This window comes from Wenzhouxiangella psychrophila (assembly GCF_042310375.1).
Lineage (GTDB): Bacteria > Pseudomonadota > Gammaproteobacteria > Xanthomonadales > Wenzhouxiangellaceae > Wenzhouxiangella.
Genome location: NZ_JBHJMQ010000003.1, coordinates 372,293 through 393,461 on the forward strand (window position 1 = coordinate 372,293; position 21,169 = coordinate 393,461).

Genomic DNA, 21,169 nt, shown 5'->3' on the forward strand with positions numbered 1-21,169 from the left:
GCGTATGCCGGAGATTAACCCGGCAGCCATACAGATTGCATTCAGGGCTTCAAGAATGGCTCGAATCAAGGCGTCGCTCGCCGGAAAGGGTGGTTCCCTTTGCAAGAGCGACAACGCCGAGTCGGGCCATTCTTGCAGCCCCTAACTTGTTGATATCGAATGCCAGGCCGAGCTGTGCATCCCGACAGACTGCGTTAGCGAAACTTGCTGTAGGAGTGCTACAGCGGCGCTTCGCTGTCTTGCTGTCGGAATGCACAGCACGGCTGAATGCGATCTGTATGACTGCCGGGTTAATCCTGATCCTGCTGACCTTCAGCGTACCTGCACCCGCACAACCGGTGCCCGAGGACCTGCTCGCCCTGCACTGGCATCCGGCGACCGCAGATCGGGCCCGCAGCCGGACGCTGGCCGCGTCGGCATGGCTCGAGCGTGGCGGTGATCCGAGCGAGTGGCCGCAGGCGGTCGAAGCGATCGCGCTACGTCTTCAGCCTGCGGTCGAGCGTACCGGTCCGATACAGGTCTCGTTGATGGACGGCCTGATGGCCTGGCTGGTTCGCCAGCGTGAGTTCAATCTCGGCCAGTCGGATGCAGGCTTCCCCGAACCCGACCTGGCCGGCATGGCCGAGTTGGTCGAGCGCGAGCGGGCCGCCGGCGAACTCGCCCGCATGCGAATTGTTGCCGCCTACGCGGCAGATGGGATATGGGCGCGCGTGGCCGAAACTCTGGGTGAAGATGCCCGCTCCTCGCTCACGGTGTATTGGCAACCATTGCTTGATGAATTCAACGGCTCCCGGGAGGCCGAGGCCGAAACGGTCGTTGACCACGCACGCGAGCAGGCCGAGCGGGTTCGCGAATTGTCTGCCGTTGAATCAAAGGCCGATCGTGTTCCGTTGCGGGACGCCATCTTGCAGGCTGAAGCTCGCCAGGCCTGGCGGGCGGGGCGACTGCTGAACGCCGTGTGGCTCACGTTTGAAGGCCTGGCCAGACTGACCCAGCACGACGCCTCGGTCAGCACGATGGCCGCCGAATGGTCGGACTGGCTCGAGTCGATCGAGAGCGGCCGCGAGGAGGCCGTGCGCCTGATCGATTTCGACCTGCCTGTGATCCTGGCCTTGCTGGGTGATGCCGCCGATTACCTGGCCTCGCCCGACCAGGTCACCCAGTCGGCCATTGCCGAGCTGGCAGATACGTATGCCCGTCTGGCGCTGTTCGCCCCGGATCTGGCCTTCTACCTGGACCAGCCGGTTCGCGAGCGGGTGCGACGCTTGATCACCGGCTGCAACCCGGATCCGCTGCTGATCGGGCCGCTGCCAAGAGACGTCTTCGAGCGCTGTGCTCGCGAACTCGAACAGGCACTGACCGGCGAGCTGGCCGGCGAAGAACTGGTCGGCGAGGCACAGGGCCCGTTTGCCGCGGAGTTCCTGCGCCGCGAACTCGGCCTGGTGAGCTGGCAGCGGGCCGCCTACCTCGACGGTCACTTCAACTGGCTGCTCGAGGCGCAGTGCCAGCCGCCGCAATGGGTCAATGTGCTCGAGTGGTCGCTGCTGGCCGATCACCTCGTGCGCTGGGTGTCGCAGCGCCCGGTGTTCTTCACCGGCAGCGCGTGGCGTGACACCGTTGACCGCCTCGCCGGGCAAATGCGCGAACAGGCGGCGGCCAACGTCGAGTGGATCGACTGCGTGACCGGCCGGGGCGGCAGTCGTCGTGATCCGGTGATTCGCCTGCTCAGCCGGCACCGCTTGGCGCTCGGTGAGGTCGACAACCTTCTCAGGCAGGCACAGGCCGATTTCTACGAAGCCAATACGCGGCCCGGGGCCGATATCGATCTCGACGGTTCGGCCGACCAGGTCACGGCGTATCGTCCACAGGGGCTTACCATCGGTCCATGCCCCGAGGCCAATTCCTGCGGTGCCCGCGTCGAGTTGCCGGCCAGCCGGGCGGTGCTGGGCTTGTTTCCCAACGCATTCCTTCTGGCCGATCAGGTCGGCATGGGCGAGTTGAAGCTGTGCTATGACCAGGTCCGCTGGGTGGAGCGCTCCATGGAGCCCGCACAGAGGCGGGCCAGCAAGGTCGCCAACTATCTCGGCCGTCTGAGTTTCGATCTGGTCGGTAAGTTCCGAAGAGACGAGGGCGACCGCACGGTGTTTCGCTACCGCCTCACGGGCAACGAAAACACGCATTACCTGTTCGCCGGTGAAAGCGAGGATATCCTGGCGCAGGATTGCCCGATCGACCGGGTCGGCAAGGCCGTGGCCAGCGAGCTGCCGCAGGACAATCCGGGCATGGTTCCGAACAGGCTGACCTATTTCGTCAGCACGCCGACCACGCCGGAGGCCGAATTGCTGGCCAATTGGGATCAGGGTGCCGAGTGGCGCGACTGGTTCGTCACGGCGCGGCGTGTGTCTGAAATCGAGGCGGCCGATCCGGCCGACATGGAAGTGGCCGTGCAGGCCCACCTGGCCGAGCTTCTCGCGCAACGGCAGCGCCAACTGCTGGCGCCCCTGATCAACCCCCCGCGTGCGGGGGACGAATCCCCGCTGGCCCTCGCCATGGCTCGCGTGGCTGACACGGCGGCGCTGCTCCGCCGCGTGCTCGAATTGCACTATCCGCGCATCATCCGACAACATGCGCCGGTTCGCGCGATGCTGGCCGGAGCCCAGGGTTTGATCACGCGCGATCGCGTTCGCCTGTTGCGTGACGATGGTGTGGCCGCCATCCGCATGCCGGCCATGGGGCTGGATCGGGCCGAACGCCTGCGCCGGGCATGGATGAGCCTGCCCGAGTCCCTGCGGGAACAAGGGCAGCGAGCGCCGGAACTCGACTACGTCCTGGAACGTCTGGCGAGGCTTCAGCGCGAAATGACGCGCTGAAACCAGTTCGCGCTACAGGGTGCTGCAGGGTCAGTCCGCCGGCTTTCTCCCGAAGCGTATCGAGGACATCGCGACGAAGTAGATGCCGATGAGCACAACCTGCGTCACGGCCGGCAAGCGCGCGGCCGGATTGGCCCAGGCCTCCGAGACAGCCAGGCAGAAGTGCACCAGCAGCACACAGCCGACCACCACCAGCGCCTCTTTGTTGAGGCGCCACACGAAGGGCAGGGCGATCAGCAGCGGCAGGCCCATGGCCGTGATGGCCATCCAGGGCGGCACCAGTTCAGGCGGCGCCAGCCAGCCGAACCACAGCGGCTGAAGCACGATCAATCCGATCAGAGACCAGCGACAGGCACCCGGGCCCATCAGCTGTTCCTCCCCAGTCGAGAAGCCACTTCAGCGAGCCGGCAGCCGAGGGCGCGGCACAGGCGGCGTTCGTCGTCATCGAGCGCGCGCTCGGCGTCGGTACCCGCCACATGGCTGGGGCCATAGGGCGTACCGCCGCTGTGCGTGCCGCTGAGCTCCGGCAAGGTGTAGGGCAGGCCGACGATGAGCATGCCGTGGTGCAACAGCGGCACCATCATGCTCAGGAGCGTCGATTCCTGTCCGCCGTGCAGCGTGGCCGTGGAGGTGAATACACCGGCGGGCTTGCCCACCAGCGTGCCGGAAAACCACTCGCTTCCGGTGCCGTCGAGAAAATACTTGACCGCCGAGGCCATGTTTCCAAAGCGTGTCGGACTGCCCAGCGCCAGCCCGTGGCATTCGGCCAGGTCCGCGCGACTGACCCGCGCCGGCCCTTCGGTCTCGACCTCCCGGGCAACTTCGTCGGCCGGGGATACGGAAGGCACGGTGCGCAGTCGCGCCTGGCAGCCGTCCACGGATTCAACGCCGCGCGCCACCTCACGCGCCATGCCACGGGTATTGCCGTGGAGCGAGTAGAACAGAACAAGGATTTCGGTCACGGCAGGATCTCTTCGACCGCTTCGGGGGGACGTCCGACTCTGGCCCGTTCCCCACATACGACGATCGGTCGCTGGAGCAGCTTCGGGTGAGCGCAGATTGACTCGATCAATGATTCGTCGTCGAGCGACGCGTCGCTCAGGCCCAGTTCCCTGTACTCGGCCTCGCCGGCACGGATGATGTCGCGCACCGGGATGCCGAGTTGCTGGATGATACGCTTGAGTTCATCCGGTGCTGGCGGTTGCCTGAGATACTCGACGATCTCGGGCTCGATACCGCGGTCGCGTATGAGCGCCAGGGTCTGCCGGCTTTTGGAACAGCGTGGATTGTGATAAATCGTGACGGACATGAATTCATCCGAATCTCGACAGGAAGGAAAGCGTAGCGTACCCGCTCGGGGCGAGGTGTCAACGCAAGCGGCGCCGACCTGGCTGGACGCATTGATCGATCCGGGCTGGCTGCGGGCCTTCGGCAAGCACCTGTGGCGCCATTTTCGCGAGGACCGGAGCTTCGAGGCGGCCGCCGCCCTGAGCTACACCAGCCTTCTGGCACTCGTGCCCTTGATGGCGGTGATGCTCGGCGTGATCTCCGCCTTCCCGGTTTTTGATCAGTGGGCGAACGAACTGGAGAGCTACATCTTTTCCAATTTCGTGCCGGCCGCCGGTGACGCCGTACAGGAGCACCTCAACCAGTTCGTCGAGCGCACCGCCGGCCTGACCGGGGCGGGCACGCTGATTCTGATCATCACGGCCATCATGCTGATGGCGACCATCGAGCGCAGCCTGAACCGGATCTGGCGTGTTGCGACGCCACGCCGGCTTACGGGCCGGCTGCTGACCTACTGGTCGGTACTCACGCTCGGACCGCTGCTGATGGGCGGCTCCCTGGCGCTGACTTCCTACATGGCCGCATTGCCATTGCTGGCGCCGGAAGCAGTGCGGGGCATGCTACAGGCCTTTTTCCTCAATCTCACGCCATTTTTCGTGGCCCTGGTCGGTTTTGCCCTGGTCTTCCTCGCCGTGCCCAATCGTCGAGTGCGGGTAAGGCACGCGCTGGTGGGGGCTTTCGTGTCGGCGGTTCTGTTCGAAGGGGCCAAACGCGGTTTCGTGCTGTACGTGACGCATTTTCCGACGTACGAAAAACTCTACGGCGCATTGGCCGCCGTTCCGATCTTCCTGGTCTGGATTTACGTCTCCTGGGTCGTGGTGCTGCTCGGCGCCAGCGTGGCCGCGGCCCTGACGACCTTCAACTACCGCAAGAGCGAATGGCGCTGGTCGCGCCGACACGAACTGGTCCTGGCGCTGCGCCTGCTGGGCCATTTCTGGCATGCCCAGCGGCAGGGGCGCGCGCTGTCGCAGCCTGATCTGCTCTCGCGCGAACCGGCCGCCAGTGATTCGCAGATCGGTCGCATCCTGGACTGGTTCCACGAGGCCGGTTTCATTCACTCCGACGACAACGGCGACTGGCTGCTTTCGACCGATGTCGAAGACATAACGCTCGGGGAACTCTATCGCACCGGACCGTTCATACTGCCGATCGGTGAATTGCACTCGGTTCCCGTCGAAAGCCATTGGGATCGTGCGATCATCGACAGTCTGCAGGCGGTCGATGAGGCCGGTCGGCCGGCGATGAACCGATCGATCAAGGCATTGCTGAAGTTTCAGGTAGGAGAACTTTCATGAGAGTTGCGTTACTCGCGCTGGTATTGCTGGTTGGGCCGGTGGCCGCCGAAGTCGATTTCGAGCTACCGGGGCTCGACGGCCAGACCCAGCGTCTGTCCGACCATCGCGGGCAGTGGGTGGTGGTCAATTACTGGGCGACCTGGTGCAAGCCCTGTCGCAAGGAAATCCCCGACCTGTCGGAAATGCACGATAGTCGCGAGGACATCACCGTGCTCGGGCTGGCGTTCGAGGATACCGATCCGGCCGACTTCGAGCAGTTTCTGGATTCCTACCCCGCCAGCTATCCCATTCTCCTGGTCGACGTCTATGACCCGCCGGCTGATCTGGGTCCGCCCCGCGTGTTGCCCACGACCCACTTGATTGATGGCGATGGCGTCATGGTCGAGACCTGGCTGGGACCGGTCACCAGCGACATGATCACGGAGTGGATCGATGAGCAGCAGTGATACGCGCAAATGGCTTATTTCCGGGCGTGTCCAGGGTGTTTTCTTTCGCGAATCCACGCGCCGTCAGGCTGAACCCCTCGGTTTGTCGGGCCACGCTGTCAACCTGCCGGACGGCCGGGTCGAGGTCGTCGCATCGGGCCCTGCTTCGGCGCTCGATGAGCTCGAGCGCTGGCTTCAGGATGGCCCCAATGCCGCACGCGTCGACACCGTCGAGCGGGTCGAGGCGCCCGCGGCCGTCTCGTCCGGTTTTTCGACCGGCTGATCCCTCGGGGCCCGGGCCGAAACGAAACCGGCCGGCGCAGAGGCCGGCCGGTATAACCATCTGATCGCTGGGTCTTACTGTGCGATGGTGTCGACGGGCTGGCGCGGCTGGTCCGGGTCCCGCCCGATCGTGAAGCCGCGAGAGCGCGATTCCAGTACAGCCATGCGGCCCTGGTCGAGCAATTGAACTTCGCGCACCTCGAACGGTGCCGCCAGGCCGGATGCCATCAGCAGGTCGGCCGGCACGTCGAGTTGAAGCTGGCTTTCGCCCGGCTCGAGTACTGCGGCCGTCTGGGTCATGGCCAGCGGCTGGAGCGTGCCGTCGGCAGCCGTTCCCCAGACCTGTCCGCTGACTTGGTAGCGGCCTGAGTTGGCGACTTCAACACCCAGATCGACGCTCAGCCCGCGGTCATCCCGGCTGCGGATGCGCTCGGTCAGGCGCGCTGTGGGCACGGCGATATCGACAGCCACCTTGAGGTCGCGACGGATCATGGTGTCGCCCTGACGGCCCTGCAGGTAGGCATGCACCTCGTAGAGGCCTTCGCCGGCCGCGGGTAACTCCTGTGGCACCTCACCCGTCAGTTCGAAACCGTCGGCAGTCACTTCCAGCGGCCAGTCCTGTGCGGCGTCCGGGCTGACCAGTACCGCCTGGACTGACTCGGCGGCAAAGCGTTCGTCGCCGTTGTTCAGACCCACGTTCAGTTCGATGCTGTCTCCTGCCAGGTAATTGTGGCGCGGGGCCGAAAGGCTTCCGACCCAGGGGCTCTCGGGCTCGAAGATGTGCACGACCATCGCCTGATCGGCGGGGGCGCCACCCAGCTGCAGGCTCAGGGTGTCAGCTTGCCCTTGCCCGGGCAGCTTGAAGGCGAGGCTGTCGGTTGGCACCGACATGCCCTGCGACTGAAGATCCCTGCCCGTGATCACCTCGAGACCGCCGGCGTCGCTGGTGATGGGCAGCGACCGCCCGTCGACGCTCACCTGCAGCCGCTCGGCATCGAGCAGAGCGCCGGTGTCGGCGTTCAGCGCCGAGATGCGAACGATGGCGCCCGGTGAACTCAGGGGCAGCTTGAGGCCTTTCTCCAGCCCGTGGCCGGTGGTGTCGACCCAGTACTGGCGGCTCTCCATGGCCGGGCCGGCAGGTGCGGGTGCGCTGTCGTCGATGCTCAGCGGCCAGGCGTAGCTGACCGGCTGCGATTCGGCATGACGACTGGGCGCAGCGACCTGGGTAGAAGCAGGCAGGCTTTCGACGCGCAGGTCGTTACCAGCAGGCTGTGCCCACTCGGTCGGCCCGGCGGCGGATACGGTTCCTGCTGCGAGCACAACGGCTGGCAGGAGGACGGTAATGCTTTTGAATTTATTCATGTCGGCTCCCGGTGGGTTCACAGATCGTTGCGGAGAATGGTGTCGAGACCGAAGCAGTCGCGACGGCTCTGGTGATGCGAAAGCACGCGATCACCGCTGGTGCGCCAGGTATCGTAGAACCACAGGTTGCCGGCACCGTTCTGGCTGCTGCAATCAAGGAAACCGTCGGAGCAGTCGTCGAGCCATTCCTGGGTGAATTCCAGGCCCACTTGTTTGTCGTAGCCACCGCAGTAGGCGTTGCTGCTCCAGATGGCCGACCTGACGTCGCTCCCGACCACGTTCCAGAAGCCGACGGGCAGGGAGGGCCTGCCTGCAGTGCCGTAGAGCCAGTTGGCGTTGTAGCTCTGCATCCAGCTGACCTGCTGCATGCGCACCGCGTCGCTCTGGTAGCCCAGCAGCCAGCCGAGTGAGGACTCGAATACGTTGCCCTGCATGACCGCATCGGCCAGCGGGGTGCCCTTGCTCGACGGCGCGAGGGCGTTGACCCAGCGAATCGAGTCGATGATCGCCGGGTAGCGGCTGTCCCAGGTCGGGTTGGACAGGATCCAGCGCATCACGTTGCCGCCGTTCGAGTGCGTGATCACGACCAGGTCGTCGATGCCGCGGCTGCTGATGAAGTTGTGGAGCTGGCCGGCCAGGCACCCCGCCGCACCCGAGGTCCACATGTACTCCTCGAACTGGCAGTTGATGACGACGTAGTTCGATGTATTGCCCAGGCCCTGGCGGACCGAATTGATCATGTCGCCGGTCCAGTAATCGTTGTAGGCATCGGTCTGATTGCCGGTTCCGTGAACGAAGGCCACCCCGGTGGCGCTCCATACGGAACCGAATGTCAGTAGCGCAAAAAGCGCCACGATGGCTTGCATCCTTAGGGTCATTCGGAATCTCCTCTCTTTATTTTGGTTACAGTCCCCGCGCAAGACTATAGCCCGACCCTGTGACCGGATTCAAATCCGGGGTTCCGTGATGGGCGTCTCCGCGCCCTTGATTCAGAAAAGCGATGCCTGGCGCACGGGCCGGAAACTGCGTCGGTGGGCCGGGCAGGGGCCATGGGCCTCCAGGGCGGCCAGGTGCGCGGCCGTGGGGTAGCCCTTGTGCCGGTCAAAGCCGTACTGCGGCCACTGCTCGTGGAGAGTCGTCATCAGCGCATCGCGGTGAACCTTGGCCAGGATGCTGGCCGCCGAGATGGCCCGGTCGAGCCGGTCGCCGCCGATCACGGTCTGCACCGGCCAGGGGAGTTGCGGTGCGCGATTGCCGTCGATTCTCACCAGCACGGGATCGAGGGCTAGGGCCTCGAGCGCTTCGCGCATGGCCCGGAATGTGGCCTGGAGGATATTGAGGCGATCGATGTCGGCCGGCTCGACGACCGCCAGGCCCCAGGCCACCGCCCGCTCCCGGACAAGCTCGGCCAGCGCTTCTCGCCGACGGGCGGAGAGCTGCTTGGAGTCGGCCAGCCCCGCGACCGGGCGCCGCGGGTCGAGAATGACGGCTGCGGCGACCACGGGGCCGGCCAGCGGTCCGCGGCCGGCTTCGTCGACGCCGGCGATCGGGCCGGCGCAGACGTCAGTTGTCGTCATGATCGATCATTTCTAGAACGGCTTTCGCGGCGTTCTGGCTCGCGTTCGCGGCGAGTTCGCGGCGGCACTGCTCCGCGGCCTGCTGGTAGGCCGTCAGACGGGCCGGGTCGTCGATCCACGCCAGCGCCTCGCGGCCGAGTGCTTGCGGCTGCGCCTGCTCCTGGACGAATTCCGGTACCAGGGCGCGCCCCTGCAGGATGTTGGGCAGGGCGATGAACTGCGATCGCACCAGTCGCAGCCCGCGCAGCAGCCAGTAGGTGGCCGGGGCGAGGCGGTAGTAGACGACCAGCGGGCACTCGAGCAGGAAGGCCTCGAGCGTTGCCGTGCCCGAAGCGCTTACGGCGACATCGGCGGCGGCCAGGCCCTCGCGGGTATGGGCACAGACGATCTCGACCCCGGCTCGCTCCAGGCGTTGGCCGACGAGCTTGCCCATCAGATCGCGGTGGGCTTCCCGGGCCAGCAGCATGGTCAGTTCCAGATCGGGCCTTTGCCGCCGCAGCCAGCCGGCGGTCTCGGCCATCAGGTCGGCATGGCGCTCGATTTCACCTCTGCGGCTGCCCGGAAGCAGGGCGATTCGATACTTCTGCGCTCCACTCTTCGGTGATTGTCCGTCGAGCAGGCGCGGCTGAGCTGCAATTTCGTCGGCCAGGGGATGGCCGACAAAGCGGCTGGACAGGCCGTGAGCGCGAAACAGGGCCGGTTCGAACGGGAAAAGGGTCAGCAGCAGATCCGCCGAGCGAGCCACCGAAGCGGCCCGGCCAGGGCGCCAGGCCCAGACGGTGGGTGCAACGTATTGCACCGTGCGCAACCCCTGCGCGCGAAGTCGTCGGGCCAGGCCCAGGTTGAAGTCGGGTGCGTCGATGCCGATGAAAACATCCGGTTGCCACTCGAGAATTCGCCTGCGGAGCGCGCGGCGCAAGCGAAACAGGCGCGGCAGATGGCGCAGAACCTCGGTCAAGCCCATGACATTGAGCTCGTCGAGATCGAACCAGGCCATGACGCCCGCGTCGCGCATGGCTTCGCCGGCAACGCCGGCCATTTCGATGTCGGGCTGCTGTTCCTTCAGCCGCCGCGCCAGGCTCGCGCCCAGGGCATCGCCGGATGCTTCGCCGGCGACGAGCACGATGCGCGGGGGGCGGCGGTTCATGGTGCGGTATTCAGCGCAGCAGTCCGCGCTGGCTGTTCTCGATCGATTCGATCATCAGCTCGAGTTCGGGCTGCTCGGCAGCGCGTGCACGCAACTCGGCAACGGCCTCGTCGCGTTGCAGGCCCTTGCGGTAGATCAGCCGGTAGGCTTCGCGGATATTGCGGATCTGCGCGCCGTCGAATCCGCGGCGCTTCAGGCCTTCGGCGTTGACGCCGCGCGGTCGCGGCGGCTGACCGGAAACCATGACATAGGCCGGAACGTCCTGATTGACGCCGCCGTACATGCCGAGAAAGGCGTGAGCGCCGATGCGGCAGAACTGGTGCGCGCCGGAGTAACCGGCGAAGATGACCCAGTCGCCGACGATGACGTGGCCGGCCAGCGTTGCGCCGTTGGCGAAAACCGTATGCGAACCGACCTGGCAGTCGTGGGCCACGTGGCTGTAGGCCATCAGCCAGTTGTCGTCGCCGATGCGCGTCACACCGATATCGTCAGCGGTGCCCCGATTGATGGTGACGTACTCCCGGATGGTGTTGTCGCGGCCGATTTCCACGGCCGTGTCCTCGCCCGCATACTTCTTGTCCTGCGGCGCCTCGCCCACGGAAGCGAACTGGTAGATGCGGCAATTCTCGTCGATGCTCGTGCGGCCGTTGATCACCACGTGGGGGCCGATCCAGCAGTTGTCGCCGATTACGACCTCGGGCCCGATCACGCTGTAGGCGCCGACCGAGACGTTGTCGCCGAGCCGGGCGCCGTCTTCGATGATGGCAGTGCGGTGAATCATGGTGTCGGATCGGGACGGGCGGCGCAGAGGAGTTCGGCGCTGGCGACCGGTTTGTCGTCGACCAGTACGACCGCCTCGTACAGGCCCATGTTGCGCATCAGTCGTTTCTGGGTGACTTCGAAGATGAGTCGGTCACCGGGTACCACCACCCGGTTGAAGCGCGCCTTGTCGATCTTGACCAGGTAGAAGAGCCGATTGTCTTCGCCGGTTGCCTCGCGCGCCAGGTGTGCCAGGCAGCCGGCAGCCTGCGCCATGGCTTCGAGCAGCAACACGCCGGGCATCACCGGATGGCCGGGGAAATGACCCTGGAAAAAAGGCTCGTTGATGGTCACGTTCTTCAGCGCCCGGATGCGTGGCTTTTCGTCGAGCGTGTAGTCCAGCACCCGGTCCACCAGGAGGAAGGGGTAACGGTGCGGTAATAGTTCGAGAATCTTTTCGATATCGACCTGTTTGGTATCGTTCATTGCGTTCTTGTCTTGATGATCAGGATTGATTTTTCTCCAGCCGGCGCAGACGACGCACCCAGTCGTCGAGCTGCCCCAGCCGGACCAGAGTTCGTTTCCAGCGGGCATGCGGGCGTGCCGGTATTCCCGAACCGTACTCGCCCGGCTCGGTGATTGAATCGAGCACCGTGCTCATGGCCGTGACGACCACCTTGTCGCAGATACTCAGGTGGCCGCCGATGCCGCAGGCGCCGGCGATCATGCAATAGCGCCCTATTCGTGTCGAGCCGGCTACGCCGACGCAGCCGGCAATCGCGGTATGGGCGCCAATGCGAACATTGTGGGCGATCTGGACCTGGTTATCCAGGCGTACGTCCTCGGCCAGTTCGGTGTCTTCGATGGCGCCGCGATCGATGGTGGTGTTGGCGCCGATTTCGCAGTCGTCGCCAATGACGACCGCGCCGAGCTGTGGCACCTTGATCCAGTGGCCGGCATCCATCGCCAGCCCGAACCCGTCAGCGCCGATGACCACGCCCGGATGCACCAGCACGCGCTGGCCCAGGCGGCAGCGAGCGCCGACGTAGGCGCGGGCGACCAGGCGGGAATCGTCGCCGATGGTGACATCATCGTCGATGACGCAGCCCGGTCCGACAACCACGTTGCGGCCGATGCAGGCACGGTTGCCGATGCTGACGTGCGCTCCGATGCTGGCCGACGGGTCGATCTCGGCATCTCGGGCAACGGCGGCCGTGGAATGGATGCCGGGTTCCGGGATCGGGCCTGGATGAAGATGGGCGGCGATTTTCGCCCAGCTCGTGTAAGGGTTGTCGCTGATCAGCGCGTTGCCCGACCAGCGCTCGGACAACGCTTCGCCGATGATCACCGCGCCGGCGCGGCACTCGGCCAGTTGCGGCGCGTAGGCCGGGTTGGCCAGGAAGCTGATGTCCTCTGGGCCGGCAGTGGCGAGGGTGGCCAGCGAACCAACGCGGTGATCGGCATCGCCGCGCAGTTTCAGGCCGAAACGGTCGGCCAGCGCCTTGAGCGTGGTGTCTTGCATTCGCGTTTCCGGGATTGTCTTACTGACCGGTCTGTTCGCTGCCATCCTGCTGGCTGCGGAAATCTTCCTCGAGCCACTGCAGGACGCGGTCGGTCACGTCGATTCGGTCGGAGGCGTAGGCGACGGGGCTGGTAAGGATCAGGTCAAAGTCGCCAGACTCGGCAATTTGTTCGACCGCGACCCCGATCGTTTCCTCGAGTGCCTTTTTTTCGGCGTTGGTTCGAAAGCGCAACTCCTCCTCCAGATCCTCTCTTCTTCGGTCGATAGAGCGCTGCAGGTTGCGGATTTCACGTTCACGTTCGAACTGTTCTTCCGCCGAAAGGTCGGTGGATTCGGCAAGCTCGGCTTTCAGCCGATCGAGGCGGGCCTCGTCAGTCAGCAGCGACTGATTGCGCGGACTGAACTCCTGGTCGAGCGATTCACGGACATTGACCACCTGCGGTGCGGCTTCGAACAGTCGTTTCATGTCCACGTAGCCGATGCGCAGGTCCTGGCCCAGCGCGGTCGAACACAGCAGCAGCAAGCCGGCTGCGCACAACCACGCGTAGCCGGAGCCGCTGGCGTTCAATCCGCTGAGCGTGGTCGCTCTCACTACACGCCCCGCGGGTCAGAACGTCTGGCCGAAGGAAAACTGAATAACCTGCGTTTCATCACCTTCGCGCTCTTTCAGAGGAGTGGCCACGTTAATGATAATCGGACCGACCGGCGCTTGCCAGGTCAGGGCCAGGCCGGTGGAGGCACGCAGCTTGTCGGTCTCGAAGCTGTCGTAATTGCGGAAGACGTTGCCCACATCGACGAACCAGGCCAGACGCGTGCCGCTGGCTTCGATATTCGGCAGCGGGAAGGCCAGCTCGACGCCGCCGATGACCTTGAAGTCACCGCCGACCGACCGGCAGAACTGATCCTTCGGGCCCAGGGAGTTGTCGTCGAAGCCGCGGATATCGGAGACACCACCACCGTAGAAGTGCTCGTAGAAAGGCAGGCCGTCATCGAAGCTCACGATCGAGTCGGGCTGACATTGCCGCCTGGGGTTGTCTCCGATTTCCACATCGACCGGTTCGAGGCCGAGCTCGTCGTCATAATCGTCGTAGGCGTCGCCGTGGGCGACATCGCCCTTGACGCTGAAGGCCATGCCGCTGCTGCCGATGGGCCAGTACTTGCGGAAGCGGTAGTTGAGGCGATAGAACTCGCGCGTGCTGCCCGGCAACGCGATTTCGGCGCCCAGACGGTGCAGCGAGCCACGCGTCGGGTTGAGGTAGTGGTTGCGGCTGTCGCGCGACCAGGTGCTGTCGAGCCGATAAGTCCTGATGCGGCGCTCATCGGAGCTGAGAAAGCCGTCTTGGTTCTCGTCGAGCGTGATGCCCAGCGGCCGTTGCGCTCTGAAGCAGGCGAATGCCGGGGATTCGGGGTCGTCGGGATCTTCCAGGCAGATGTCCCCGCCGATGTTGATGTCGACTTCCTGGGCGCCGAGTCCAAAGCGCAGGAAATCCACCTCGCTGAGCGGGAATCCGAAGTTGACGCCGCCAGCGGCCTGGCTGGTCGAGAACGAGGAGATGTTGGCGTCGCGCTGGTCGAATTCGGTGTAGCGGGCGTAGAAGCCTCTGGATACCCCGTCATCGGTGTAGTAAGGGTTGGTGTAGTTGAGCGACGCCTGGGTGTAGATGTCGCTGTGGCTGACCGAGAAACCGACACGTCGGCCGGTACCGAGGAAGTTGTCCTGCTGCACGGAAATCGAGGCGATCAGGCCCTGGACCTGGGAGAAGCCGAAGCCGACCTGGAAGCTTCCGGACGGCTGTTCTTCGACGCTGACGATGATGTCGACCTGGTCGTCACTACCTTCCACGGCCGGGGTTTCGATGTTGACGTTATCGATATAGCCCAGTCGTTGCAGGCGTAGCTTCGAGCGATCGATGGCCGACTGCGAGAACCAGGCGCCCTCGAACTGGCGCATCTCGCGTCGCAGGACCTCGTCCTTGGTCTGGGTGTTGCCGCGGAATTCGACCCGCCGCACGTAGACGCGCTTGCCCGGATCGACGAAGAAGTTGAGTTCGGTCTCCAGGGTGTCGCGATTGATGCGCGGTACCGGGTTTACATTGGCGAAGGCGTAGCCGATGTTCGAAAGCACGGCGGTGATGTTGTCTACGCTCTGTTCAACCTGCTTACGCGAAAAGGTCTCGCCGGCTTCGATCATGATCAGCCGACGCATGGTCTCCTCGCCCAGGATGAGCTCGCCGGTGAGCACCACGTCCTTGACCGTGTAGACCTCGCCCTCGCGGATGTTGGCGGTGATGAAGATGTCGTTCTTGTCGGGACTGATCGCGACCTGTGTCGATTCGATCGAGAAGTCGAGGTAGCCGCGGTCGAGATAGTAGGAGCGCAGGGTTTCCAGGTCGCCGGAGAGCTTTTCGCGCGTGTACTTGTTGGCGCCCTGCCAGAAAAACAGGCCGAGTTTGCTGTCGGCTTCGAACTCGTCGCGAAGTTCATCCTCGCTGAAGGTTTCGTTCCCGACGATGTTGATGTGGCGAATGCGCGCCTGGTCGCCTTCCTTGACGAGAATGCTGAGATTGACGCGATTGCGCGACAGTTCGCTGACCTGGGTGTCGACGTCGACCGCGTAGTAGCCCCGGCTGTAGTACTGCTGGATCAACTCCTGCCGAACGCGATCGAGTTCGAGCTGGTTGAAGATCTCGCCCTCGGCAATACCGATGCCGGCCAGCGCCGGCATCAGGTCTTCAGTCTTGATCTGGCGATTACCGACGATGTTGACCGAAGAAATCGCCGGGCGCTCCTCGACCGTGACGACCAGTAGATTGCCCTCCCGCGAGAGCCGGACGTCGTTGAAAAAGCCGGTTTCCCAAAGGTCGCGGATGGTGCTGCGACCCAGAGACGGCGTCATCCGGTCGCCCACCTCGATGGGCACGTAACTGAATACGTTGCCTTCGGAAAGTCGCTGCAGTCCGTCGACACGTATGTCGTCGATGCGAAATGTCTCGGCTGATACCAGGCCAGAGGCGACGAGCAGCATCAGCAGCAGGCAGATTCGTTTCATGTAGGATGCGTTCCGGTTTGTTGTTCCAGCATGAACAGCTTGGACACGCTGCAGTTTAGGAAAAAAGGCGTAATAGATCGTTAAATATCGCCAGGCTCATCAGCCCGACGACCATGAGAATGCCAAGGTATTGACCCAGAATCTGGGTCTTGTCGGATACGGGTGACCCCTTGACGAACTCCACAAGGTAATACATCAAGTGGCCGCCATCCAGTACCGGAATGGGCAGCAGGTTGATGATCGCCAGCGACAGGCTGATCAGGCCGAGGAAGAAGAGAAAGCGTGAAAAGCCCAGCAATGCGGACGAGTGGGCCATTTGCGCGATCGTGATCGGGCCCGAAAGATTGCTCAGGCTGGCATTGCCGGTGATCATGCGCCCGAGCATGCCGAAGGTTGCGGCGGTCAGCCGGCCGGTCTCGGCAAACGACTGCCCAACGGCCTCGATGGGACCGTGACGCAGGATGGTAAAGGCCCGCTCCATGTCGGCACGCGCGGCTTCGTCGGCCGGCGGCGACTGGATGCCGACGACCGGGCGGCCTTCCTGGATGGCGGGCGTCAGCGCCAGTTCGACGCGTCGTCCGTCTCGCTCGATCTCCATCGAGAGCTCGCGTGGCCGGTCCCGGTCGTCGACGCCGTGGGCCGGAATCAGGCGGGCCACGTCGCGCCACCCATCGACCGGTTCGCCGGCGACGCTGACGATGCGGTCTCCGGATTGCAGGCCACTGCTTTCGGCCGGTGTGCCCGGATTGACCGAATCGATCACCGGCGGCAGGTCCGGCCGCCAGGGTTCCAGCCCGATGGCCTGCAGCGCGCGCGACTCATCGAAATCGGCCGGCAGGTCGTCCATGCGAAGTTCCAGCGGGCGGCGGCTTCCGCCCCGCCGTTCGGCGACCACCGTGACCGATTCCCGATCGAGTGCGGCCGGCATCAGTTCGAGCAGGACGTGTGTCCAGGTCTCGGTTTCCTTGTTGCCGACCTTCACGATCAGGTCCTCGCGCTCGAGGCCGGCTTCGGCCGCGATACCGGTGGCCTCCCCGACGACAGGGCGGGTTTCGGGAATGCCGACGACGAACATCAGCCAGAATGCGGCCAGGGCGAAAATGAAGTTGAATGCCGGGCCTGCGGCGACGATGGCCACGCGCTGGCCGAGCGGCTTGCGATTGAAGGCCTGGTCGAGTTCACCCTCGGCCACCGGGGCTTCGCGTTCGTCGAGCATGCGGACGTAGCCCCCCAGCGGGATGGCCGCCACGCGATATTCGGTGCCGTCCTGCCCGGTACGCGAGAACAGCGCCGGCCCGAAACCAATTGAGAATTGCAGCACACGGACGCCCGACCGTCGCGCCACCCAGAAGTGGCCGAACTCGTGAAACGTGACCAGGAGGCCGAGAGCGACGGCCAGCCACAGAATGGGTCCGAAAATTTCGAGCATGTCAGGTCGGTCATCCGCACCGGTTCGCGACCGGTGATTGCTAGCGTTCCTTGGCGAAGCGCGCCATTGTAGCTTGTGTGAGTCGAGTCTGCGAAGAAAGGCGGTTCACGCACAGACGCCGTCGCGCCCGCGCAGAGCTCCCCGGGATCAGGGCAAGGGCGTGCCAGTGGCGCTGAGCACGGCAAGGGCGAAGAAGGGAACCGCGGCGGCCATGCTGTCGAAACGGTCGAGAATACCGCCGTGGCCGGGAAGCAGGGCAGAGGTGTCCTTGAGCCCGCGTTGTCGCTTGAGCAAGCTGATGAACAAGTCCCCGCCGATCGAGATCATCGCGATGCCGAAGGCCAGGGCGGCGAGTGCGAACGGCTCGAACGGATTCATGGGAAAAATGGCGCCCGCGATCGGTGTCAGTACGGCCGCGCCCAGGAGGCCGCCCAGTGCGCCCGCCCGCGTCTTGCCCGGGCTGATGGTGGGCGCCAGCTTTGCCCCGCCGAAGTGACGGCCGCTGAAATAGGCGGCCGTGTCGGCGGCGGCAATGACCACCAGCAACAGGAAGACCAGCCAGGGTGAAAGCGATTGCAGCAGGCTCAGCCCAAGCCAGGCGGCCAGCAGCGCGCCGCCGAGCAAGACCAGCTTGAGAATAATCGCCGGTGGTTTTCCGGATCGCCCCAGTCCCGGGCGCGACAGCCAGGCCAGGTTGACCAGCCAGAGCAGGCAAGCGCCCGTCAGCAGCCAGGCGGGCTCCAGGGCGAGGGCGTGAATCATGGCGGCCAGCGCTGCGAGGCCGAGACCGTACACCCAGCGGCCGAATTGTTGATCGATACCGGCCAGGCGGGCGGCTTCCCAGCCGCCCAGCAGCGGCAGCACGATCCCGGCGAGGACGGCGAAGCCCTCCGCCGACAGCCCGAAGACACCCAGCAAGCCGACGGCGGCAACGGCCAGGGCTGTGAGTACGCGCAGCCTAAGCACTCTGCACCTGGCCCAGGCCACCAAAGCGGCGTTCGCGCCGGGCAAAATCGGCCAGTGCCGCCCGGAAGTGTTCTTCCGCGAAATCCGGCCACAGCACGTCGGTGAAGTACAGTTCGGTGTAGGCCAGTTGCCAGAGCAGGAAATTCGACAAGCGCCGCTCGCCGCCGGTGCGGATGAACAGATCGGGCGGGGGCAGCGCGGCCAGCGACAGCATCGAACCGAATTGATCCCGGTCGATCGCGGCGGGATCGAGCTTGCCGGCTGCCACCTCTTCGGCCAGCACGCGCGCAGCCTGGACGATGTCAGACTGGCCGCCGTAGTTGACGGCGACGTTCAACTGCAGCGTGTCATTGCCGGCAGTGCGTCTTTCTGCCTGTTGCATCCCTTCGCGCAGGGTGCGGCTGAAGGCCGAGCGGTCGCCGATGAAGTTGAGTTGCACCCCGTGTTCGTCGAGCTCGCGGACCTCGCGATTGAGGGCACGCAGGAATAGATCGAGCAGCTTTCGGACTTCCGATCTGGGGCGGTTCCAGTTCTCGCTCGAGAACGCGTAGACCGTCAGGACCTGGACGTGTTGTGCCAGAGCGGCGCGTATCGTGCGCTTGAGCGCGTCCGAGCCGGCTTCGTGGCCGGCCGATCGCGGTCGGCCCTGGCGCATTGCCCAGCGGCCGTTGCCGTCCATGATGATGGCGACATGTCGGGGCGGGGAGGTGAAATCAACCAAGAGGAACCTCAGATTTCCATCAGCTCCTGTTCCTTGGTCGACACGAGTTCGTCGACCTGGCCGACATACTTGTCGGTCAGTTCCTGCACCTGCGTCTCGCCGCGCCGGACGTCGTCCTCGCTCAGTTCCTTTTCCTTCAGGTGTTCCTTGAGCTGGCTATTGGCGTCGCGGCGGATGTTGCGGATCGCGACCTTCGCCTGCTCGCCCTCGGCGTGAACCACTTTTGCCAGCTCGGCGCGCCGCTCTTCGTTGAGCGCCGGCAGCGGTACCCGGATATTGGCGCCCGATGTAGCGGGGTTGAGGCCCAGGTCGGAAGTCATGATGGCCTTCTCGATCTTTTGCACCATCGACTTATCGAAGGGCATAACGCTGAGCGTGCGGGCGTCTTCGGCGTTGATATTGGCCGCCTGGTTCAGCGGGACCTCTGTTCCGTAGTAGTCGACCGTAATGTGCTCGAGCAGTGTCGGGTGCGCCCGGCCGGTACGAATTTTTGACAGTTCGTTCTTGAGCGCGGCAACGCTCTTTTGCATGCGCTGGTCGGCATCCTTCCTGATCTCGTTGAGCATGTCTCACCTCTTGGATTGAACTGCGCCGTGGACGCTACGGCGGCCCGGCCGCCGATTGTAGCGGCGATTGTAGTGGTCATGGGTCCGGCTTGCAGCCCCTGCCGGATCAGCTCACCAGCGTGCCCACATCCTCACCGCTGATCACGCGGGCGAGTTCGCCGGCGCGGTTGAGGTTGATGATGCGAATCGGCATGGACTGGTCGCGGCACAGGACGATGGCATTGGTGTCCATGACCTGCAGTTTGCGCTCGATGACTTCATCATAGCTGATCCGGGCATATCGGGTGGCTTCGGAGTCGGTTACCGGGTCGGCCGAATAAATGCCGTCGACCTTGGTGGCCTTGATCATCACGTCAGCGCCCACTTCGATAGCACGCAGGCTGGCTGCGGTGTCGGTCGTAAAGAACGGATTGCCGGTGCCGGCGGCAAAAATGACGGCCCGCCCCTTTTCGAGATGGCGTACCGCGCGCCGGCGAATGTAGTCCTCGCAGACATCGCGCACGGATACCGCCGACATGACGCGCGTGGTCACACCTGCCTTCTCGAGCGCATCCTGCAGTGCCAGGGCATTCATGACCGTGGCCAGCATGCCCATGTGATCGCCCGTGATGCGATCGATACCGGAAGCCGCAAGCCCTTTTCCGCGAAAAATGTTTCCGCCGCCGATGACGACACCGATCTGCGTGCCGGACGCGATAACGTCGGCCACCTCGCGCGCGATGCGCGAGGATATCTTGGGGTCGATACCGTAATCGAGCTCGCCGAGCAGGGCCTCGCCGCTGAGCTTGAGCAGAACCCGTCTAGGTTGGGTGTTCTCGTTCATGTCCAGCAGCCTCCCTGCTCAGTAGTCTTTTAGAAGTCCCTAGCCGCGTGCCTGCTCCATGACCTCGGCCGCGAAATCGCCTTCTTCCTTCTCGATGCCTTCGCCCACTTCAAGGCGGACAAAGCCTTCGACCGACGCGTTGCGGCTCTTGAGCAGTTTGCCCACGGTCTGGTCGCTGTCCTTGACGAACGGCTGGCCCGTCAGCGTGATCTCGGCCAGGCGCTTGTTGAGGCGACCGGTAACCATTTTCTCGATGATCTCCGGCGGCTTGCCGCTGTCTTCGGCCTGGGCGACGAGAATCTGCTTTTCGCTGTCGATGACATCCGAAGGCACGTCCTCGACGTCGCGGTGGGCCGGGTTGAGCGCGGCGATGTGCATGGCCAGGTCGCGGGCGAGTTCCTCGTCGCCGCCTTTCAGGGCAACCAGCACACCGATGCGGCCACCATGGATGTAGCCGCCCAGGATGCCGCCGTCGGCCGACAGCGGCGCCATCCGGCGCACGCGGATGTTTTCGCCCAGCTTGGCGATCAGCTGCTTGGCGGACTCGGCCACGCTCTGGCCGTTTTCCATGGTCGCCTCGTTGAGGGCTTCCGCGCTGTCGACGGTCAGCGCCAGGCCGGCGACTTCATCGGCGAAGCGCCGGAAGTTGTCGTCCTTGGCGACGAAGTCGGTCTCGCAGTTGATCTCGACCAGAACGGCACGATCGCCGGACTCGGCCATGATCACCGCGCCCTCGGCGGCAACGCGGTCGGATTTCTTGTCGGCCTTGGCCAGTCCGCTCTTGCGCAACTGCTCGATGGCGGCATCCATGTCGCCGTCGGCTTCAACCAGCGCCTTCTTGCATTCCATCATGCCGGCGCCGGTGCGCTCGCGCAATTCCTTGACTTGTGCTGCAGAAATACTCATGGCTTTTTCAAAGCTCCTTGCAAATCGGGTTCAATCAGGACTCGCCGTCTTCGCCGTCAGACTTGGCTGCGGTCTTCTTGGCAGCCTTCTTCTTGGTCGCCTTTTTCTTGGCGGCAGTCTTCT

Annotated in this window: 22 protein-coding genes; 4 read left to right on the top strand and 18 right to left on the bottom strand. The window is 64.4% G+C overall.

The features are described from left to right. Positions 1–278 precede the first annotated feature (278 nt). On the top strand, positions 279–2,870 hold the full coding sequence (locus ACDC66_RS06380) for a hypothetical protein (protein ID WP_376695850.1): 2,592 nt from the start codon (positions 279–281) through the stop codon (positions 2,868–2,870). A gap of 30 nt (positions 2,871–2,900) precedes the next feature. Here ACDC66_RS06380 and ACDC66_RS06385 read toward each other — a convergent pair whose 3' ends face one another. Genes ACDC66_RS06385 through arsC form a run of 3 tightly spaced genes read right to left on the bottom strand, consistent with a single transcriptional unit; the run spans position 2,901 to position 4,179 of the window. Next, positions 2,901–3,236 (bottom strand): DUF2069 domain-containing protein, encoded by a 336-nt coding sequence (locus tag ACDC66_RS06385; RefSeq protein WP_376695851.1) that lies wholly within the window; start codon positions 3,234–3,236, stop codon positions 2,901–2,903. Further along, entirely contained in the window at positions 3,236–3,832 is a 597-nt protein-coding gene (wrbA, locus tag ACDC66_RS06390) for an NAD(P)H:quinone oxidoreductase (RefSeq protein ID WP_376695852.1), read from the bottom strand. Before wrbA ends, ACDC66_RS06385 begins: the two co-directional genes overlap by 1 nt. Continuing rightward, on the bottom strand, positions 3,829–4,179 hold the full coding sequence (gene arsC, locus ACDC66_RS06395; protein ID WP_376695853.1) for an arsenate reductase (glutaredoxin): 351 nt from the start codon (positions 4,177–4,179) through the stop codon (positions 3,829–3,831). Before arsC ends, wrbA begins: the two co-directional genes overlap by 4 nt. Between arsC and ACDC66_RS06400 the strand changes: the two genes are divergently transcribed. The 3 genes from ACDC66_RS06400 to ACDC66_RS06410 are packed head-to-tail and all read left to right on the top strand — an operon-like array spanning position 4,178 to position 6,220. Then, a complete protein-coding gene (locus tag ACDC66_RS06400) occupies positions 4,178–5,512 on the top strand; it encodes a virulence factor BrkB family protein (RefSeq protein WP_376695854.1) in 1,335 nt (444 codons plus the stop codon). The genes arsC and ACDC66_RS06400 overlap by 2 nt on opposite strands. Continuing rightward, a complete protein-coding gene (locus tag ACDC66_RS06405) occupies positions 5,509–5,958 on the top strand; it encodes a TlpA family protein disulfide reductase (protein ID WP_376695855.1) in 450 nt (149 codons plus the stop codon). Before ACDC66_RS06400 ends, ACDC66_RS06405 begins: the two co-directional genes overlap by 4 nt. Then, entirely contained in the window at positions 5,945–6,220 is a 276-nt protein-coding gene (locus tag ACDC66_RS06410) for an acylphosphatase (RefSeq protein WP_376695856.1), read from the top strand. The genes ACDC66_RS06405 and ACDC66_RS06410 overlap by 14 nt, the downstream gene beginning before the upstream one ends. Before the next feature lie 74 nt (positions 6,221–6,294). Here ACDC66_RS06410 and ACDC66_RS06415 read toward each other — a convergent pair whose 3' ends face one another. From ACDC66_RS06415 to tsf, 15 genes are all read right to left on the bottom strand, one after another. Beyond that, a complete protein-coding gene (locus ACDC66_RS06415; RefSeq protein WP_376695857.1) occupies positions 6,295–7,581 on the bottom strand; it encodes a DUF4785 domain-containing protein in 1,287 nt (428 codons plus the stop codon). Between the two features lie 17 nt (positions 7,582–7,598). After that, the gene (locus ACDC66_RS06420; RefSeq protein WP_376695858.1) at positions 7,599–8,459 is read right to left on the bottom strand and encodes a hypothetical protein; all 861 of its coding nucleotides are present in this window, start codon (positions 8,457–8,459) and stop codon (positions 7,599–7,601) included. 111 nt (positions 8,460–8,570) lie between these two features. Further along, the gene (gene rnhB, locus ACDC66_RS06425) at positions 8,571–9,158 is read right to left on the bottom strand and encodes a ribonuclease HII (RefSeq protein WP_376695859.1); all 588 of its coding nucleotides are present in this window, start codon (positions 9,156–9,158) and stop codon (positions 8,571–8,573) included. Further along, complete coding sequence (gene lpxB, locus ACDC66_RS06430) at positions 9,145–10,305, bottom strand: lipid-A-disaccharide synthase (protein ID WP_376695860.1); 1,161 nt, start codon at positions 10,303–10,305, stop codon at positions 9,145–9,147. Before lpxB ends, rnhB begins: the two co-directional genes overlap by 14 nt. A 10-nt stretch (positions 10,306–10,315) precedes the next feature. Beyond that, complete coding sequence (lpxA, locus tag ACDC66_RS06435) at positions 10,316–11,086, bottom strand: acyl-ACP--UDP-N-acetylglucosamine O-acyltransferase (protein ID WP_376695861.1); 771 nt, start codon at positions 11,084–11,086, stop codon at positions 10,316–10,318. After that, positions 11,083–11,550 (bottom strand): 3-hydroxyacyl-ACP dehydratase FabZ, encoded by a 468-nt coding sequence (fabZ, locus tag ACDC66_RS06440; RefSeq protein ID WP_376695862.1) that lies wholly within the window; start codon positions 11,548–11,550, stop codon positions 11,083–11,085. Before fabZ ends, lpxA begins: the two co-directional genes overlap by 4 nt. A 19-nt stretch (positions 11,551–11,569) precedes the next feature. Next, positions 11,570–12,586 (bottom strand): UDP-3-O-(3-hydroxymyristoyl)glucosamine N-acyltransferase, encoded by a 1,017-nt coding sequence (gene lpxD, locus ACDC66_RS06445; protein WP_376695863.1) that lies wholly within the window; start codon positions 12,584–12,586, stop codon positions 11,570–11,572. Between the two features lie 19 nt (positions 12,587–12,605). Then, entirely contained in the window at positions 12,606–13,178 is a 573-nt protein-coding gene (locus ACDC66_RS06450) for an OmpH/Skp family outer membrane protein (RefSeq protein WP_376695864.1), read from the bottom strand. A 15-nt stretch (positions 13,179–13,193) separates the two neighbouring features. Next, complete coding sequence (bamA, locus tag ACDC66_RS06455; protein ID WP_376695865.1) at positions 13,194–15,635, bottom strand: outer membrane protein assembly factor BamA; 2,442 nt, start codon at positions 15,633–15,635, stop codon at positions 13,194–13,196. A 55-nt stretch (positions 15,636–15,690) separates the two neighbouring features. Next, complete coding sequence (gene rseP, locus ACDC66_RS06460) at positions 15,691–17,064, bottom strand: RIP metalloprotease RseP (protein ID WP_376695866.1); 1,374 nt, start codon at positions 17,062–17,064, stop codon at positions 15,691–15,693. 147 nt (positions 17,065–17,211) lie between these two features. Continuing rightward, a complete protein-coding gene (locus ACDC66_RS06465) occupies positions 17,212–18,030 on the bottom strand; it encodes a phosphatidate cytidylyltransferase (RefSeq protein ID WP_376695867.1) in 819 nt (272 codons plus the stop codon). Continuing rightward, complete coding sequence (uppS, locus tag ACDC66_RS06470; RefSeq protein ID WP_376695868.1) at positions 18,023–18,751, bottom strand: polyprenyl diphosphate synthase; 729 nt, start codon at positions 18,749–18,751, stop codon at positions 18,023–18,025. Before uppS ends, ACDC66_RS06465 begins: the two co-directional genes overlap by 8 nt. An 8-nt stretch (positions 18,752–18,759) precedes the next feature. Further along, a complete protein-coding gene (gene frr, locus ACDC66_RS06475) occupies positions 18,760–19,317 on the bottom strand; it encodes a ribosome recycling factor (protein ID WP_376695869.1) in 558 nt (185 codons plus the stop codon). 106 nt (positions 19,318–19,423) lie between these two features. Continuing rightward, entirely contained in the window at positions 19,424–20,140 is a 717-nt protein-coding gene (pyrH, locus tag ACDC66_RS06480; protein WP_376695870.1) for a UMP kinase, read from the bottom strand. 39 nt (positions 20,141–20,179) lie between these two features. Then, on the bottom strand, positions 20,180–21,046 hold the full coding sequence (tsf, locus tag ACDC66_RS06485; RefSeq protein WP_376695871.1) for a translation elongation factor Ts: 867 nt from the start codon (positions 21,044–21,046) through the stop codon (positions 20,180–20,182). Positions 21,047–21,169: the final 123 nt, after the last annotated feature.

Coding starts and splice junctions, on each gene's coding strand:
- ACDC66_RS06380 (WP_376695850.1), top strand. CDS start 279: ATGACTGCCGGGTTAATCCTGATCCTGCTGACCTTCAGCGTACCTGCA.
- ACDC66_RS06385 (WP_376695851.1), bottom strand. CDS start 3,236: ATGGGCCCGGGTGCCTGTCGCTGGTCTCTGATCGGATTGATCGTGCTT.
- ACDC66_RS06400 (WP_376695854.1), top strand. CDS start 4,178: ATGAATTCATCCGAATCTCGACAGGAAGGAAAGCGTAGCGTACCCGCT.
- arsC (WP_376695853.1), bottom strand. CDS start 4,179: ATGTCCGTCACGATTTATCACAATCCACGCTGTTCCAAAAGCCGGCAG.
- ACDC66_RS06405 (WP_376695855.1), top strand. CDS start 5,509: ATGAGAGTTGCGTTACTCGCGCTGGTATTGCTGGTTGGGCCGGTGGCC.
- ACDC66_RS06410 (WP_376695856.1), top strand. CDS start 5,945: ATGAGCAGCAGTGATACGCGCAAATGGCTTATTTCCGGGCGTGTCCAG.
- ACDC66_RS06415 (WP_376695857.1), bottom strand. CDS start 7,581: ATGAATAAATTCAAAAGCATTACCGTCCTCCTGCCAGCCGTTGTGCTC.
- ACDC66_RS06420 (WP_376695858.1), bottom strand. CDS start 8,459: ATGACCCTAAGGATGCAAGCCATCGTGGCGCTTTTTGCGCTACTGACA.
- rnhB (WP_376695859.1), bottom strand. CDS start 9,158: ATGACGACAACTGACGTCTGCGCCGGCCCGATCGCCGGCGTCGACGAA.
- lpxB (WP_376695860.1), bottom strand. CDS start 10,305: ATGAACCGCCGCCCCCCGCGCATCGTGCTCGTCGCCGGCGAAGCATCC.
- lpxA (WP_376695861.1), bottom strand. CDS start 11,086: ATGATTCACCGCACTGCCATCATCGAAGACGGCGCCCGGCTCGGCGAC.
- fabZ (WP_376695862.1), bottom strand. CDS start 11,550: ATGAACGATACCAAACAGGTCGATATCGAAAAGATTCTCGAACTATTA.
- lpxD (WP_376695863.1), bottom strand. CDS start 12,586: ATGCAAGACACCACGCTCAAGGCGCTGGCCGACCGTTTCGGCCTGAAA.
- bamA (WP_376695865.1), bottom strand. CDS start 15,635: ATGAAACGAATCTGCCTGCTGCTGATGCTGCTCGTCGCCTCTGGCCTG.
- rseP (WP_376695866.1), bottom strand. CDS start 17,064: ATGCTCGAAATTTTCGGACCCATTCTGTGGCTGGCCGTCGCTCTCGGC.
- frr (WP_376695869.1), bottom strand. CDS start 19,317: ATGCTCAACGAGATCAGGAAGGATGCCGACCAGCGCATGCAAAAGAGC.
- pyrH (WP_376695870.1), bottom strand. CDS start 20,140: ATGAACGAGAACACCCAACCTAGACGGGTTCTGCTCAAGCTCAGCGGC.
- tsf (WP_376695871.1), bottom strand. CDS start 21,046: ATGAGTATTTCTGCAGCACAAGTCAAGGAATTGCGCGAGCGCACCGGC.